14 protein-coding genes are annotated in these 14,918 nt (G+C 71.7%); 11 read left to right on the top strand and 3 right to left on the bottom strand.

The genetic code is table 11. The features are described from left to right. Window position 1: 1 nt before the first annotated feature. Both whiG and AC07DW_RS23170 read left to right on the top strand, forming a co-directional pair. Window positions 2-838, top strand: a complete 837-nt coding sequence (gene whiG, locus AC07DW_RS23175; RefSeq protein ID WP_478859583.1) for an RNA polymerase sigma factor WhiG — start codon at window positions 2-4, stop codon at window positions 836-838. 54 nt (window positions 839-892) lie between these two features. Further along, window positions 893-1,453, top strand: coding sequence for a TetR/AcrR family transcriptional regulator (locus AC07DW_RS23170; RefSeq protein ID WP_478859618.1), 561 nt, complete (start codon window positions 893-895; stop codon window positions 1,451-1,453). Window positions 1,454-1,469: 16 nt separating this feature from the next. Here AC07DW_RS23170 and AC07DW_RS23165 read toward each other — a convergent pair whose 3' ends face one another. Further along, on the bottom strand, window positions 1,470-2,027 hold the full coding sequence (locus tag AC07DW_RS23165) for a peptidoglycan DD-metalloendopeptidase family protein (protein ID WP_478859582.1): 558 nt from the start codon (window positions 2,025-2,027) through the stop codon (window positions 1,470-1,472). 253 nt (window positions 2,028-2,280) lie between these two features. Here AC07DW_RS23165 and rpsB point away from each other — a divergent pair, with 253 nt between their 5' ends. The 9 genes from rpsB to AC07DW_RS23120 all read left to right on the top strand — a co-directional run bounded on the left by rpsB (window position 2,281) and on the right by AC07DW_RS23120 (window position 12,199). Further along, window positions 2,281-3,219, top strand: coding sequence for a 30S ribosomal protein S2 (gene rpsB / locus AC07DW_RS23160; RefSeq protein WP_478859581.1), 939 nt, complete (start codon window positions 2,281-2,283; stop codon window positions 3,217-3,219). Window positions 3,220-3,317: 98 nt separating this feature from the next. Continuing rightward, a complete protein-coding gene (gene tsf / locus AC07DW_RS23155; protein WP_478859580.1) occupies window positions 3,318-4,154 on the top strand; it encodes a translation elongation factor Ts in 837 nt (278 codons plus the stop codon). Window positions 4,155-4,312: 158 nt separating this feature from the next. Then, window positions 4,313-5,077, top strand: coding sequence for a UMP kinase (pyrH, locus tag AC07DW_RS23150; RefSeq protein ID WP_478859579.1), 765 nt, complete (start codon window positions 4,313-4,315; stop codon window positions 5,075-5,077). A 145-nt stretch (window positions 5,078-5,222) separates the two neighbouring features. After that, on the top strand, window positions 5,223-5,780 hold the full coding sequence (gene frr / locus AC07DW_RS23145) for a ribosome recycling factor (protein WP_478859578.1): 558 nt from the start codon (window positions 5,223-5,225) through the stop codon (window positions 5,778-5,780). Then, complete coding sequence (locus AC07DW_RS23140; protein ID WP_478859577.1) at window positions 5,780-6,979, top strand: phosphatidate cytidylyltransferase; 1,200 nt, start codon at window positions 5,780-5,782, stop codon at window positions 6,977-6,979. Before frr ends, AC07DW_RS23140 begins: the two co-directional genes overlap by 1 nt. A gap of 137 nt (window positions 6,980-7,116) precedes the next feature. Further along, window positions 7,117-8,229: a dual-specificity RNA methyltransferase RlmN gene (rlmN, locus tag AC07DW_RS23135; RefSeq protein WP_478859576.1), complete on the top strand. Its 1,113-nt coding sequence runs from the start codon at window positions 7,117-7,119 to the stop codon at window positions 8,227-8,229. A 216-nt stretch (window positions 8,230-8,445) separates the two neighbouring features. Beyond that, a complete protein-coding gene (locus tag AC07DW_RS23130; protein ID WP_478859575.1) occupies window positions 8,446-9,540 on the top strand; it encodes a thiamine ABC transporter substrate-binding protein in 1,095 nt (364 codons plus the stop codon). Between the two features lie 35 nt (window positions 9,541-9,575). Further along, window positions 9,576-11,180 (top strand): ABC transporter permease, encoded by a 1,605-nt coding sequence (locus AC07DW_RS23125; RefSeq protein ID WP_478859617.1) that lies wholly within the window; start codon window positions 9,576-9,578, stop codon window positions 11,178-11,180. Between the two features lie 2 nt (window positions 11,181-11,182). Next, window positions 11,183-12,199, top strand: coding sequence for an ABC transporter ATP-binding protein (locus tag AC07DW_RS23120; RefSeq protein ID WP_478859574.1), 1,017 nt, complete (start codon window positions 11,183-11,185; stop codon window positions 12,197-12,199). Between the two features lie 405 nt (window positions 12,200-12,604). Here AC07DW_RS23120 and AC07DW_RS23115 read toward each other — a convergent pair whose 3' ends face one another. Both AC07DW_RS23115 and AC07DW_RS23110 read right to left on the bottom strand, forming a co-directional pair. Further along, complete coding sequence (locus AC07DW_RS23115; RefSeq protein ID WP_478859573.1) at window positions 12,605-13,534, bottom strand: DMT family protein; 930 nt, start codon at window positions 13,532-13,534, stop codon at window positions 12,605-12,607. A gap of 130 nt (window positions 13,535-13,664) precedes the next feature. Then, entirely contained in the window at window positions 13,665-14,885 is a 1,221-nt protein-coding gene (locus AC07DW_RS23110; protein WP_478859572.1) for a serine hydrolase domain-containing protein, read from the bottom strand. Window positions 14,886-14,918 lie beyond the last annotated feature (33 nt).

The following is a 14,918-nucleotide window of genomic DNA, read 5'->3' as shown; positions in this document are numbered from 1 at the left end:
CATGCCCCAGCACACCTCCGGGTCCGACCGCGCTGCGGTGCCCCCCGCTGCCCGGGGCACCGTGCGCCCGTCCGCACCCTCGTCACTCGACGAGCTGTGGCAGTCGTACAAGGACACGGGCGACGAGCGGCTGCGGGAACAGCTGATCCTCCACTACTCGCCGCTGGTGAAGTACGTCGCGGGCCGGGTGAGCGTCGGCCTGCCGTCCAACGTGGAGCAGGCGGACTTCGTGTCGTCCGGGGTCTTCGGGCTCATCGACGCGATCGAGAAGTTCGACATCGGGCGGTCGATCAAGTTCGAGACGTACGCCATCACCCGGATCCGCGGCGCGATGATCGACGAGCTCCGCGCCCTGGACTGGATCCCCCGCTCGGTGCGGCAGAAGGCGCGGGCCGTGGAGCGCGCGTACGCCACCCTGGAGGCGCAGCTGCGGCGCACTCCCTCGGAGGTCGAGGTCGCCGCGGAGATGGGCATCGCCCTGGAGGAACTGCACGCTGTTTTCAGCCAGTTGTCACTGGCGAACGTGGTCGCCCTGGAGGAGCTGCTGCACGTCGGCGGCGAGGGCGGCGACCGGCTGAGCCTCATGGACACCCTGGAGGACACCGCCGCCGACGATCCCGTCGAGGTGGCCGAGGGCCGTGAGCTGCGACGGCTGCTGGCCCGGGCCATCAACACCCTGCCCGAGCGGGAGAAGACCGTCGTCACGCTGTACTACTACGAGGGCCTGACCCTGGCCGAGATCGGCAACGTGCTGGGGGTCACCGAGAGCCGTGTCAGCCAGATCCACACGAAGTCGGTCCTCCAGCTCAGAGCCAAGCTGGCCGATGTAGGGCGCTGACGCCGAGGGGGGCGGTCGTAAAGTGGAGCCGTGCCCAGGATTCGAGCGGCCTCGGTGGCCGAGCACCGGACCATGCAACGCGGCGCCCTGCTGGACGCCGCGCGTTCCCTGCTGTCCGAAGGCGGGACGGAGGCTCTGACCTTTCCCGCCCTCGCCGAGCGCACCGGCCTGGCCCGGTCCTCCGTGTACGAGTACTTCCGCTCCCGCGCCGCCGTCGTCGAGGAACTGTGCGCGGTCGACTTCCCCGTGTGGGCGGCCGAGGTCGAGGCGGCCATGGAGCGGGCGGCCACCCCCGAGGGCAAGGTCGAGGCGTACGTCCGCACCCAGCTCGGCCTCGTGGGCGACCGGCGCCACCGGGCGGTCGTCGCGATCTCGGCCGGCGAGCTGGACGACGGGGCGCGGGAGAAGATCCGCGCGGCGCACGGCGGGCTGGTCGCCATGATCGTCGAGGCGCTGGCGGAGCTCGGCCAGGAGCAGCCGCGACTGGCCGCGATGCTGCTCCAGGGCGTGGTCGACGCGGCGGTGCGCCGCATCGAGCTGGGCGTGGCGGAGGACCCGTCGGCCATCGCCGAGACGGCCGTCTCGATGGCCCTCCGGGGCGTACGCGGCGTGTGAGCCGTGCCGCGTCGCTTCAGGCGCCCGTCAGCGGCAGCAGGCGCGAGGGCGGGCGGCGAAGAAGCCGCGGGGGCAGCAGCGACAAGGGGTTGAGGTACGTGTCCCCCCGGCGCAGGCCCCAGTGCAGGCACCCGGCCGCGCAGTGCGGGCGCCCCCCGGTGGCCACGACGGCGACCACCTGCCCCGCCGCGACCTCGGCGCCCGGGCGCACCAGGGGCCGGACCGGCTCGTAGGTGGTGCGCAGCGGCGGCGTGCCCGTGGACGGCAGTGTGACGGACAGGACGCCCCGGCCCCCCACCGGGCCCGCGAACGAGACCCGTCCGCCCGCCGCCGCGCGGACCTCGGTGCCCGGCGGCGCGGCCAGGTCCACGCCGCGGTGGCCGGGACCGTACGCCGAGGCGGGCGGCTCCCAGCCCCGCACGACCGCCGGCCGCGGCGGACCCATGGGCCAGACGGCGGGCGGGCCCGTCGTCGTGCCCACGGGCCACGCGGCGGGTGGGCCCACCGGCCCGGCGGCGGGCGGGACGGTGGCGGCCAGCACGGACAGGACCAGGGCGAACGCGGTGGAGTACATGCGCAGAATGTGGCGCAGCGGGACGCGACCGCGCTGATCATGGACCCGGTCTGTGGATCACGGGCCGGTTGTGGACAGCGCCGTCACCCGGCGCCGCCGAGGTCCCGTACACTTCTTCTGGCGACCCGGGCCACCGGGTCGACTTCGCACGCCCCGCCACCACTCTCACAGGTCGTGGCAGCGCCCTTCGGTCCACTCGTGGCACGGCGCGTCGGGGCGTCAGGACACAACCGAGAACCAAGGAGATACGGCCATGGCCGTCGTCACGATGCGGGAGCTGCTGGAGAGCGGCGTCCACTTCGGTCACCAGACCCGTCGCTGGAACCCGAAGATGAAGCGCTTCATCTTCACCGAGCGCAACGGCATCTACATCATCGACCTGCTCCAGTCGCTGTCGTACATCGACCGCGCCTACGAGTTCGTCAAGGAGACCGTCGCGCACGGCGGCTCCATCATGTTCGTCGGTACCAAGAAGCAGGCGCAGGAGGCGATCGCCGAGCAGGCGACCCGCGTCGGCATGCCCTACGTCAACCAGCGCTGGCTGGGCGGCATGCTCACCAACTTCTCGACCGTCTACAAGCGCCTTCAGCGTCTGAAGGAGCTGGAGGCGATCGACTTCGAGGACGTCGCGGCCTCGGGTCTGACCAAGAAGGAGCTCCTGGTCCTCTCGCGCGAGAAGGCCAAGCTGGAGAAGACCCTCGGCGGCATCCGCGAGATGCAGAAGGTGCCGAGCGCGGTCTGGATCGTCGACACCAAGAAGGAGCACATCGCCGTCGGTGAGGCGCGCAAGCTCCACATCCCGGTCGTCGCGATCCTCGACACCAACTGCGACCCCGACGAGGTCGACTACAAGATCCCGGGCAACGACGACGCGATCCGCTCCGTCACCCTGCTCACCCGCGTGATCGCCGACGCCGTCGCCGAGGGCCTCATCGCCCGCTCCGGCGCCGCGACCGGCGACCAGAAGCCGGGCGAGAAGGCCGCCGGTGAGCCGCTGGCCGAGTGGGAGCGCGACCTGCTCGAGGGCGAGAAGAAGGCGGACTCCGACGAGGCCGCCGAGAAGCCGGCCGAGGCCGCTGCGGAGGCTCCGGCCGAGGACGCCGCGGAGGCCGCCCCGGCCACCGAGGCTGCTCCGGCCGCCGAGGCCGCCCCGGTTGCCGAGGCCCCGGCCGCGGACGCCGAGCAGGCCTGACCTTCAGGTTCGGATCGACGGCGGGGGCGCACATCGCCCCCGCCGTCCACCCGTAGATCTTCGTAGATCTTCCAGACTTCGAAAGAGACTCACAGATCATGGCGAACTACACCGCCGCTGACGTCAAGAAGCTCCGCGAGCTCACCGGCGCCGGCATGATGGACTGCAAGAAGGCGCTCGACGAGTCCGAGGGCAACGTCGACAAGGCCGTCGAGGCGCTGCGCATCAAGGGGCAGAAGGGCGTCGCCAAGCGCGAGGGCCGCTCCGCCGAGAACGGCGCCGTCGTCTCCGTGATCGCCGACGACAACACCTCCGGTGTCATCGTCGAGCTGAAGTGCGAGACGGACTTCGTCGCCAAGGGTGAGAAGTTCCAGAGCGTCGCCCAGGCCCTCGCCGAGCACGTCGCCAAGACGTCCCCCGCCGACATCGAGGCGCTGCTCGCGTCCGAGATCGAGGCCGGCAAGACCGTCCAGGCGTACGTCGACGAGGCCAACGCCAACCTCGGCGAGAAGATCGTCCTGGACCGCTTCGCGCAGTTCTCCGGCGGTTACGTCGCGGCCTACATGCACCGCACCATGCCCGACCTGCCCCCGCAGATCGGTGTCCTCGTCGAGCTCGACAAGGAGAACGCCGAGGTCGCCAAGGGCATCGCGCAGCACATCGCCGCCTTCGCCCCGAAGTACCTCTCCAAGGACGACGTCCCGGCCGAGGTCGTCGAGGCCGAGCGTCGCGTCGCCGAGGAGACCACCCGCGCCGAGGGCAAGCCCGAGGCCGCGCTCCCGAAGATCGTCGAGGGTCGCCTCAACGGCTTCTTCAAGGACGCCACCCTCCTGGGTCAGCCGTACGCGCTCGACAACAAGAAGTCCGTCCAGAAGGTCCTGGACGAGGCCGGTGTCACCCTGAAGCGCTTCAGCCGCATCAAGGTCGGCATCTGAGCCGGTACGCGCTCGACACGGGATCCCGCTAGGGTTTTCCCAGTGGACGGTCGGTCGCGTCAGCGCCGGCGGCCACAGATCTGACGAGGAGGCCATTGCCGTAGGGACAGCAGACCCACCGGCAATGGCCTTCTTCGTATGTGCACGAGGAGATCTCCATGAACCAGGGCGCCGCACAGGGCGACGACAACACCGGTAAAAAGGCCGGCCGCTTCATGCTGAAGCTGTCCGGCGAGGCGTTCGCCGGCGGTGGTGGCCTCGGCGTCGATCCCGACGTCGTACACGCCATCGCACGCGAGATCGCCGCGGTCGTCCGCGACGGCGCGGAGATCGCGATCGTGATCGGCGGCGGCAATTTCTTCCGCGGGGCCGAGCTTCAGGTACGCGGCATGGACCGGGCCCGGTCCGACTACATGGGCATGCTCGGTACGGTCATGAACTGCCTCGCCCTCCAGGACTTCCTGGAGAAGGAGGGCATCGACTCCCGGGTCCAGACCGCCATCACCATGGGGCAGGTCGCCGAGCCGTACATCCCGCTGCGCGCGGTGCGGCACCTGGAGAAGGGCCGTGTCGTGATCTTCGGCGCGGGCATGGGCATGCCCTACTTCTCCACCGACACCACCGCCGCCCAGCGCGCCCTGGAGATCGACGCCGAAGCCCTCCTCATGGGCAAGAACGGGGTGGACGGGGTCTACGACTCCGACCCGAAGGCCAACCCGGACGCGGTGAAGTTCGACGCGCTGGAGTACGGCGAGGTGCTCTCCCGCGACCTCAAGGTCGCCGACGCCACCGCCATCACCCTCTGCCGTGACAACAACCTGCCGATCCTCGTCTTCGAGCTGCTCGCGGCGGGCAATATCGCGCGTGCGGTGAAGGGTGAGAAGATCGGCACTCTCGTGAGCGACGAGGGCACCAGGACCTGATCCGGGTCCCGGGGCTTCCCCGGGGTGCCCCCGCGAGGGGATGGACAAAGCCCTGCCGGTCGGACACCGTGCAGGGAACAGACGCGACGCAGGTTCCGCAGCCCTTTGTACGCCGGGCCTACTCATAGACACGCAGGAGCAAGTGGTGATCGAAGAGACCCTCCTCGAGGCAGAGGAGAAGATGGAGAAGGCCGTCCTGGTCGCGAAGGAGGACTTCGCCGCGATCCGTACCGGGCGCGCGCACCCGGCCATGTTCAACAAGATCGTGGCCGACTACTACGGGGCCATCACGCCGATCAACCAGTTGGCGTCGTTCTCCGTGCCGGAGCCCCGCATGGCCGTGGTGACCCCGTTCGACAAGAGCGCGCTGCGCAACATCGAGCAGGCCATCCGCGACTCGGACCTCGGCGTCAACCCGAGCAACGACGGCAACATCATCCGGGTGGTGTTCCCCGAGCTGACCGAGGAGCGCCGCCGCGAGTACATCAAGGTCGCCAAGAGCAAGGCCGAGGACGCCAAGATCTCGATCCGCTCGGTCCGCCGCAAGTCCAAGGAGACGATCGACAAGTTCGTCAAGGACGGCGAGGTCGGCGAGGACGAGGGCCGCCGGGCGGAGAAGGAGCTCGACGACACCACCGCGAAGTACGTCGCGCAGGTGGACGAGCTGCTCAAGCACAAGGAAGCCGAGCTGCTCGAGGTCTGATGAACGACTCTTCCTGGGGGGCCCCGCCGAGAGGCGGTCAATGGGGTCCGCCCGACCAGGGGTACCACCCGGGGTTCGCTCCGGCAGCCCCGGCGGGTCCCGCCTACGACGGGCATGAGGCACAGCAGACTCGGCCCATGCCCATCGTGCCCGACGTTCCCGCCGGTGGAGACGCCGGCGGAGACCAGGACGACCGCGACCGGGGGACCGCTCCGCTGAGCGGTCCCCCGGTCCGTCACGAGATGCCGCAGCCGCAGCAGGCGCCGTACGACCACCGGCCGCCGTACGCGTCACAGCCGCAGGATCCGCAGGAGCCCATGCCCAGCTCGCCGTCGGGAGCGCCGCAGCCCGCGGAGCAGCCCGGTCCGCACCGGAAGCAGAAGAAGCGGGCCGGCCGGGACCTGCGGGCCGCCATAGGGGTGGGTGTCGGTCTCGGAGCGGTGATCGTCGCGTCGCTCTTCGTCGTCAAGGCCGTGTTCGTCGGCGTGATAGCGGTCGCCGTCGTGGTCGGGCTGTGGGAGCTGACCTCCCGCCTTCAGGAGCGCAAGTCCATCAAGGCCCCGCTCGTGCCCCTCGCCGTCGGCGGTGCCGCCATGGTCGTGGCGGGGTACGTGCGCGGACCCGAGGGCGCCTGGGTCGCCATGGCGCTCACCGCGCTCGCGGTGCTCGTGTGGCGGATGACCGAGCCGCCCGAGGGCTACCTGAAGGACGTCACGGCCGGCGTGTTCGCCGCGTTCTACGTGCCGTTCCTGGCGACGTTCGTGGCGCTCATGCTCACCGCCGACGACGGCGCCTGGCGGGTGCTGACGTTCCTGCTCCTGACGGTGGTCAGCGACACCGGCGCGTACGCCGTCGGCTGGCGGTTCGGCAGGCACAAACTCGCGCCGCGCATCAGCCCCGGCAAGACCCGTGAGGGCCTGCTGGGCGCGGTGGCGTTCGCGATGGCGGCCGGCGCGCTGTGCATGGAGTTCGCCATCGAGGGCGGCGCCTGGTGGCAGGGCCTGCTGCTGGGCCTCGCCGTCGCGGTCAGCGCCACGCTGGGCGACCTCGGCGAGTCGATGATCAAGCGGGACCTCGGTATCAAGGACATGGGCACGCTGCTGCCCGGTCACGGCGGCATCATGGACCGGCTCGACTCGCTCCTGCCGACCGCTCCGGTGGTGTGGCTGCTGCTGGTGATCTTCGTCGGAACAGGCTGAAGCGCGATCCGGTTACCCTGGAAGGGCTCGTCGCACCGCGGCGGGCCCTTTCGGCCCCGCGGCCCGCGCGGGGATCATCCGGTGAGGTCTCCCGGCTCACGTACCGCGGCCTCGTCTTCACTGAGGAGTACCAGGTCATGCCACGCCCCGCACCGGGAGAGCTCACCTTCGTCGCCCCGCGCGGAGTCAAGAAGCCACCGCGGCACCTCGCCGACCTGTCGCCCGCCGAGCGCAAGGAGGCCGTCGCCGCGATCGGCGAGAAGCCGTTCCGCGCCAAGCAGCTGTCCCAGCACTACTTCGCGCGCTACGCGCACGACCCGGCCCAGTGGACCGACATCCCCGCCGCCTCCCGCGAGAAGCTCGCCGCGGAGCTGCTGCCCGACCTGATGTCGGTCGTCCGCCACATCTCGTGCGATGAGGACACCACCCGCAAGACGCTGTGGCGACTGCACGACGGCACCCTCGTCGAGTCCGTCCTGATGCGGTACCCCGACCGCGTGACCATGTGCATCTCCTCCCAGGCCGGCTGCGGCATGAACTGCCCGTTCTGCGCCACCGGCCAGGCCGGGCTCGACCGCAACCTGTCCACCGCCGAGATCGTGCACCAGATCGTCGACGGTATGCGGGCGCTGCGGGACGGCGAGGTTCCGGGAGGACCGGCCCGCCTCTCCAACATCGTCTTCATGGGCATGGGCGAGCCGCTCGCCAACTACAACCGCGTCGTCGGCGCCATCCGCCGGCTCACCGACCCCGAGCCGGACGGGCTGGGCCTCTCGCAGCGCGGTATCACCGTCTCGACGGTCGGCCTCGTCCCGGCGATGCTGCGGTTCGCCGACGAGGGCTTCAAATGCCGTCTCGCGGTGTCGCTGCACGCCCCCGACGACGAGCTGCGCGACACCCTCGTCCCGGTGAACACCCGCTGGAAGGTCCGGGAGGTACTGGACGCCGCCTGGGAGTACGCGGAGAAGTCCGGCCGCCGCGTGTCCATCGAGTACGCCCTCATCCGCGACATCAACGACCAGGCGTGGCGCGGCGACCTCCTCGGCCGCCTCCTCAAGGGCAAGCGCGTCCACGTCAACCTCATCCCGCTCAACCCCACGCCGGGGTCGAAGTGGACCGCTTCCCGGCCCGAGGACGAGAAGGCCTTCGTCGCGGCGATCGCCTCGCACGGCGTCCCGGTCACGGTGCGTGACACCCGCGGGCAGGAGATCGACGGTGCCTGTGGACAGCTCGCGGCGGCGGAACGCTGACCTTGTAGTCTGAGCTCGAACACATCTGCATATTCCGACAGGGGAGCGCCACAGCGCTGAGAGTGCGACACCGTCAGGTCGCAGACCCTCTGAACCTCGCCCAGGTCATTCTGGGTAGGAAGTTCGGTCGTTACTCAAGCTGTAGCGCCCTGCCCGCCGGACGGTTCCGGTGGGCAGGGCCGCGTCTCTTCCTGGTCAAACCCAGGAGGAATCTCAGTGAGCACCACCAAGAAGATCGCGGTCGGCGCCCTCGCCGCCGCGCTGGGCGTCACGACGCTCGCCGGCTGCGGCGGAGACTCCGGCAAGGACGCCTCCGACGGCGGCGCCAAGTCGAAGACCGTGACGCTCGTCAGCCACGACTCCTTCAACGCCTCCCCGGCCGTCCTGAAGGAGTTCACCCGGCAGACCGGCTACACCGTGAAGGTCCTCAAGAGCGGCGACGCGGGCGAGGCCGTCAACAAGGCCATCCTCACCAAGGGCGCCCCGCAGGGGGACGTCTTCTTCGGCGTCGACAACACCCTCCTGTCGCGGGCCCTCGACAACGGGCTCTTCGACCCGTACGAGGCAAAGGGCCTGGACCGGGTCCCCGACGCCGTACAGCTCGACAAGGACAAGCACCGCGTCACGCCGATCGACACCGGCGAGATCTGCGTCAACTACGACAAGAAGTACTTCGCGGACAAGAAGCTCGCGCCGCCGCGGACCTTCGACGACCTCGCCAGGCCCGCGTACAAGGACCTCCTCGTCGTCGAGAACCCCGAGCGGTCCTCTCCCGGCCTCGGCTTCCTGCTCGGCACGGCCGCCCGGTACGGCGACGACGGCTGGCAGGACTACTGGAAGAAGCTGAAGGCCAACGGCGTCAAGGTGGTCGACAGCTGGGAGCTCGCCTACAACCAGGAGTTCTCCGGCTCGGCCGGCGGCAAGAAGGCCAAGGGCGACCGGCCGCTCGTCGTCTCGTACGCCTCCAGCCCGCCCGTAGAGGTGCTGTACTCCGAGCCGCAGCCCGCCGAGGCACCCACCGGCGTCTCCACCGGGACGTGCTTCCAGCAGACGGAGTTCGCCGGGCTGCTGACCGGCGCCAGGAACGCGGACGGCGGCAAGGCCCTCATCGACTTCCTGGTCGGCAAGAAGTTCCAGGAGGACATGCCGCTCCAGATGTTCGTCAACCCCGTGGCGGAGGACGCGAAGCTCCCCGAGCTGTTCACCAAGCACGGCGCCAAGGTGGACAGCCCGCACACCGTCGCACCCGAGAAGATCGCCCAGAAGCGCGACGGGTGGATCAGGTCGTGGGCCGCGATCGTCCTGCGGTGACCACCCTCAGGAGAGGCACGCTGCGGGCCGGACTGATGGTCCTGCCCGTGGCGTTCTTCGCCGTCTTCTTCGCCTACCCCGTCGCGGCGATCGTCGGGCGCGGGCTGAGGACGGACGACGGCGTCTGGCGGCTCGGGCGGCTCGGCGACGTGCTGGGCCGCGCCGACATCCTCGACGTCCTGTGGTTCACCACCTGGCAGGCGCTCGCCTCCACCGCGCTCACCCTGCTGATCGCCCTGCCCGGCGCGTACGTCTTCGCCCGCTTCGACTTCCCCGGCAAGGCGCTGCTGCGGGCGGTCGTCACCGTGCCGTTCGTCCTGCCGACGGTCGTCGTCGGCACCGCGTTCCTCGCGCTCCTCGGCCGGGGCGGGCTCCTCGACGAGCTGTGGGGCGTGCGGCTGGACACCACCGTGTGGGCGATCCTCCTCGCGCACGTCTTCTTCAACTACGCCGTCGTCGTCCGGACGGTCGGCGGCCTGTGGGCCCAGCTCGACCCGCGCCAGGAGGAGGCCGCCCGGGTCCTCGGCGCCTCACGGCTCGGCGCCTGGCGGCGGGTGACCCTGCCGGCGCTCGCACCCGCCGTGGCCGCCGCCGCACTGATGGTGTTCCTCTTCACGTACACCTCCTTCGGCATCGTGCAGATCCTCGGTGGACCGGCGTACCGCACGCTGGAGGCGGAGGTGTACCGGCAGACCGCGCAGCTGCTCGACCTGCCGACGGCGGCCGTGCTCACGCTGGTGCAGTTCGCCGCCGTCGGCGCGATCCTCGTCCTCCACGCCCGGACGGTACGGAGCCGGGAGGCCGCGCTGAAGCTGGTGGACGCCGGCGCCACCGCCCGGCGGCCGCGCGGCGCCGGACAGTGGACGCTGCTCGGCGGAGTGCTGCTCACCGTGGTGCTGCTGCTCCTGCTGCCGCTCGGAGTGCTCGCCGAGCGCTCCTTCGACGGGGGACTCGGCTACTACCGGGCGCTCCAGACCGTCGACGCGGACGGCGGGACGTTCCTGGTGCCGCCCCTGGAGGCGGTCGGCAACTCCCTGGAGTACGCGGTCGTCGCGACCGGGATCGCCCTGCTGGTCGGCGGGCTCGCCGCCGCCGCGCTGACCCGGCGCGCGGGGCGGCTCGTCCGCGGCTTCGACGCGCTGCTGATGCTGCCGCTCGGCGTGTCCGCGGTGACCGTGGGCTTCGGGTTCCTGATCGCGCTGGACGAACCGCCGCTGGACCTGCGCTCCTCGTGGATCCTGGTGCCGCTCGCCCAGGCCCTGGTCGGCGTGCCCTTCGTCGTACGGACGATGCTGCCCGTCCTGCGCGCCGTGGACGTGCGGCTGCGGGAGGCGGCGGCGGTGCTCGGCGCCTCGCCGTGGCGGGTGTGGCGCGAGGTGGACCTGCCACTGGTGGGGCGGGCCCTTGCGGTGGCGGCGGGGTTCGCGTTCGCCGTGTCGCTGGGCGAGTTCGGGGCGACCGTGTTCATCGCCCGCCCCGACAACCCCACCCTCCCGGTCGCCGTCGCCCGCCTCCTGGGCCGGCCCGGCGACCTCAACTACGGCCAGGCCATGGCCCTGTCGACGATCCTGATGGTGGTGTGCGCGGTGGCCCTGCTGCTGCTCGAACGTGTCCGTGCCGACCGCGCCGGGGAGTTCTGACCATGCTCGTTCTGCGGGACGTGACCGTACGCTTCGGGGCGCGCGCCGCCGTCGACGCGGTGTCGCTGGACGTCGCCGACCACGAGATCGTGTGCGTGCTCGGGCCGAGCGGCAGCGGCAAGTCGACCCTGCTGCGGGTGGTGGCCGGACTCCAGCCGGTGGACGCGGGCCGGGTGCTGCTGGACGGCGCCGACCAGACCGGCGTGCCCGTGCACCGGCGGGGCGTCGGCCTGATGTTCCAGGACCACCAGCTGTTCCCGCAGCGCGACGTCGCCGGCAACGTCGCCTTCGGGCTGCGTATGCGCGGCGTGTCGCGGGGCGAGCGGGCCGCCCGGGTGGCGGAGCTGCTGGACCTGGTCGGTCTGCCCGGCGCCGGACGGCGGGCGGTCGCCGCGCTGTCCGGCGGCGAGCAGCAGCGCGTCGCGCTCGCGCGGGCGCTGGCGCCCCGGCCCCGGCTGCTGATGCTCGACGAACCGCTCGGCCAGCTCGACCGGGGGCTGCGCGAGCGGCTCGTGGTCGAGCTGCGGCAGCTGTTCGGGCGGCTCGGCACCACCGTGCTCGCCGTCACGCACGACCAGGGCGAGGCGTTCGCCCTCGCCGACCGGGTCGTCGTCATGCGCGACGGGCGCATCGCCCAGAGCGGTACGCCGCTGGAGGTCTGGCGGCGCCCGGCCTCCGAGTTCGTCGCCCGCTTCCTGGGCTTCGACAACGTGGTGCCGGCGACGGTGACCGGCGGGGCGGCCGACACCGTGTGGGGCAAGGTCCCGGTGCCGGCCGGGTCCGCGCAGGGGGCGGTCCGGGTGCTCGTGCGACCCGCGGGCGTCCGGCTCGGCGCCCCGGCCGACGGGCTGCGGTGCACGGTCGAGGCGCGGACGTTCCGGGGCCATCACGTGGCGGTACGGCTGCGCCCGGAGTCCGGCCCCGCCCTGGAGGCCGCGTGCGCGCTGCGGGACGCGCCCGAGGAGGGGGCGGTGGTCGGGGCGACCTTCGCGGCGGACGAGGTGGTGGTCCTCGGCTGACCGGTCAGCGTCGCGACCGCCGTACCCACGACGCCCGCCCGCAACATGCCGGCCCGGAGCTCCGCCGACAGCGGGTCCTCGAACCGCTTGAGCGCCAGGATGTCGCCACCGGCGCTGGTGGCCGCCCAGATCCTGCGGTGCTCACCGTACGGCCGCACATAGGTGGCGCGGCCCCCCGCGAGGACGTGCGGCGCGGCTCGTCCGGCGGGTTCGGCGGGTCGGCCTCCAGCCCGAACCGGGCCTCGCCGTCCTCCACGTACGACCGGTCCGCGAACAGGAGCCGCTCCCTGTCCCGGTCCTCCAGCAGGCGCGGCACCTGCGCACCCGTCACGAGCGCGGCGGTCGCGGTGATCGTGGCACCGGTCCTGAGCCGTAGCCCCATCTCTCATCTCCCCCGCCGGGAGTCTACGAGGGAGCCGCCGTGCCGACGCGGGTGAGTTCCCGGGGCTCCTCCTCCACGGCGGGCGACGGCCCGGACTCCGGCGCCCCGAACCACGCGACCGCGACGGCGCCCGCCACCGCCAGCACGAACCCCGCGATCGCGAGCCACCCGAACCCGGGCCGGGACGCGTCCCCCAGCCACAGCACGCCGATCATGCCCGGCAGCACCGTCTCGCCGACCACCAGCGCGGCCGTCGCCCCGTTCACCGAGCCGATCTGGAGCGCGACCGTGTGCAGGTACATCCCTCCCACGCCGGCGACGAGGACGGCGTACAGCGCCGGGTCCGCCAGCAGCGCGCCGGCGTCGAAGGGGTCGACACCGTTCAGCACCCGCACACCGACCCCGAGGGCCCCGAAACCCAGCCCGGACAGCAGGCCCGCGAGGATCGCGGCCCGCGCGCCCAGCAGCCGCACGACGACCGTCCCGCCCAAGATGAGCAGCAGCGACACGGCCAGCAGCCACCAGTGCGTGGCGACCGGCGTGTGCCGGCCGCCCTCCGGTCCGGCGGCCGTGGCCAGCAGCACCAGCGCCGTGCAGACGACGCCGATCGAGGTCCACTCCGCCCGCGTCAGCCGGATGCCGAGCATCCGCACGCTCAGCACGGCGGTGATCACCAGGTTCGCGCTGATCACCGTCTGCGACAGGAAGAGCGGCAGCATCCGCGCGGCCAGCGCGCCCAGCCCGAAGCCGACGAGGTCGAGGATCGTACCGACGACGAACTCCCACGTCATCGCCGCCTTGGCGGTCGAGGACAGGGAGGGCCCGCCGTGCTGGGTCGTCAAACCGGCCGCGGCCTCACGGCGGGCGGACTTCCGGGAGCCGACCGCTTGCAGGACCGAGCCCGTGCCGTAGCAGATCGAGGCCGCGACGGCCGTCAACAGTCCTATGAGCACGTCCGGCTCCGTTCGTCGGTCAGCTGTGTACGACTGCCAGACGGGAGAACGGCCCCGGACGTTGCCTGACCGTGAGGAACGGAAGCGGAGGGGCGCCGGACGGCCGTGACCCGGTGGGTCACGCGCACACTCACACCGGGAGGCCGGCGGCCGGTGGTGTCAGGGGCGGAGCAGCGCAGACGAAGTCCTCCTGGACCTTGCGCATCCGGGCCAGGAGCTCCGGCGTCCGCTGTCGGCTGACCTGGGTGTTGAGGGTGAACGTCAGGGAGCGTTTGCCGTCGGGCGTGGCGGCGGCGAGCTGGGTGTAGCCCGGGATGGTGCCGGTGTGGCCGTGGACGACACCGCAGCGGGTGGTGTACCGGAACAGCGCGAGACCGGCCTCGTTGCGGCCGGGGCCGGGGTTCACGGAGGAGCCGGCGATCCACTTGGTCTGCTCCTTGCGGGTCTCCTTCGACAGGAGCCGGCCGCCCGCGTAGGCACGCATGAAGACGTTCAGGTCGTTCGGGGTGGAGACGACACCGCCGGAGGCCCAGAAGAGCGACGCGCTGAAGGCGGTGCTGACGTCCTCCAGTGGGCCGTCCGGCTCGAACTCGTAGCCGTGGATGTACGGGCGGGGAAGCAGGTACCCCCGTGGCAGGCCGGTGTTGCGCACGCCGAGCGGCCGGAGGACCAGCTCACGCAGCAACTCCTCGTACGGACGGCCCGTCGCGGCCTCCGCCATCATGGCCACCACCGTGTTGTCCGAGTTGTCGTACCGGTAGCGGGAGCCCGGCTTGAAGAGGAGGGGCTTGTCGGCGACGAAGTCCAGCAGCGTGTGCGGGTCGACTTCGCGGCGCGGGTCCGCCGCCACCGCCTGCTGGAAATCCGGGTCCTCGGTGAAGTCCGGCAGGCCGCTGGTGTGCTGGAGCAGGTGGCGGAGCGTCACCTTGTGCCATGCCTTCGGCAGCCGCGGCAGCCGCTTGCCGATCGTGTCGTCGAGCCGCAGCTTCCCACGGTCCACCAGCCGCAGCGCGACGGCCCCGCTGTACGCCTTGGCGATGCTGGCCACGCGCATGTGGTCACCGGGGTGCGGCGGCCGTCCGGAGTCCGCGTCGGCCACACCGGCCCGGTAGACCTTCACGTCCCGGCCCCGCCGGAGCAGAACGATGGCCCCCGGCGGTCCGTCCGGGGGCCCCACCAGCTCCTCCAGTGCCGCGCGCAGCTCGCGGTCGCGGCCGTCCGGACGCGGCGCCTCGGCCTGAGCCGGTCCGGAGATCAGGCCGGCGGCACAGGCCCCGGCCGCGACCAGGGCGGCGGTCGGTCTGAGCCGGGCGCGGAGGGAGCGAGGGCGGTGGACGGGCGCTGCGCGCATGTCGGCGTACCTCCTGGAAGTCGCTGGCGACCG

The organism is Streptomyces sp. NPDC045701 (assembly GCF_056432045.1).
Note: the sequence above shows the minus strand (reverse complement) of the source record. Positions and strands in the feature narration are given on the sequence as shown.